1 pseudogene is annotated in these 1,031 nt (G+C 43.6%); it reads right to left on the minus strand.

Annotated features, from left to right (window positions below):
- Positions 1 to 940 (minus strand): annotated as a pseudogene (locus KI742_RS23365) (IS3 family transposase); the annotation flags it as partial.
- Positions 941 to 1,031 lie beyond the last annotated feature (91 nt).

The following is a 1,031-nucleotide window of genomic DNA, read 5'->3' on the forward strand; positions in this document are numbered from 1 at the left end:
CCTCTATCTGAGTGGTGTATTAGCTTTTCTTCACTCTGCCGTTGCCTGAGAGCTGAGATAAATGCCCGCTTAACTGATTGAGTTTTCATGTTGTCATCCACATAAAAACCAACAATCTTCCTTGAATAAGCGTCTGTAACCAAGCTGAGATAACTCTCTCCATTTTGAGTTGGCAAGTAAGTAATATCAGCAACCCACAGTTGTTCTGGCTTCGTTGGTGTCAGCCCATCTTTCACTTTGTTTGGGTGACAGAAAAATCGATGACGGCTGTCAGTCGTTCGGTGATAGGCTCGTCTTGCTCTCACTAACAGCCGATGCTTTCTGAGAAGTTCAAAGAGCTTATCGCGACCTATTTGAATGCCCTTTGTTGCTGCTAAGAACTTCAGTTTACGCGTGCCAATGCGTGGCTGCTTCAGCCTGACTTCACGGACAAAGCCAATGACAGCATGCTCATGATGTTCACAACGAGATTGAGTTTGGCATTGCTTATAATAAGCTTGGCGAGAGATTTGTACTAACTGACAAAACTTCGTAACGCTCAAACCTACTATGGTTTTCTCTTGGACAACGCTTCTTTGTGCTTTTTTGTCACTCTAACACCATAGTCACGTTCCATAACGTTCACGACAGCTTCAAAGAAGTCGGCTTTGAGTTGAGCATCTTCGAGCTGCTTCTCAAGCTCTTTAATACGTTGCTCTGGTGTAGGAGGTAAATTGAACTCGGCCATAGAGTCTCCTTTGGACATAAAGTTAGGTGTCCCTTTAGACCAATCTAGTCGACCATGCTTACGAAGCCAAACCAAAACCGTAGAGCAACCTTGGATGCCATACTTCTCTTGGGCTTGTTTGTAAGTGAGGCTTCCTTTTTCAACCTCATCAACTACAGTGAGTTTAAAAGCGAGGGAGTAATCGCGCTGAGTTCTTTTAGTTGTTGATTTCATAACACTCTCCAATTTTGGGGGTGGAAAGTGTCAACCTTATTTAGGACGGCACAAATAAGTACAAAAAAGCGAAGGGATGACCTTCGCTTTT

This window comes from Vibrio sp. D417a, assembly GCF_030248595.1.
In the GTDB taxonomy this organism is placed as follows: Bacteria; Pseudomonadota; Gammaproteobacteria; order Enterobacterales; family Vibrionaceae; genus Vibrio; species Vibrio alginolyticus.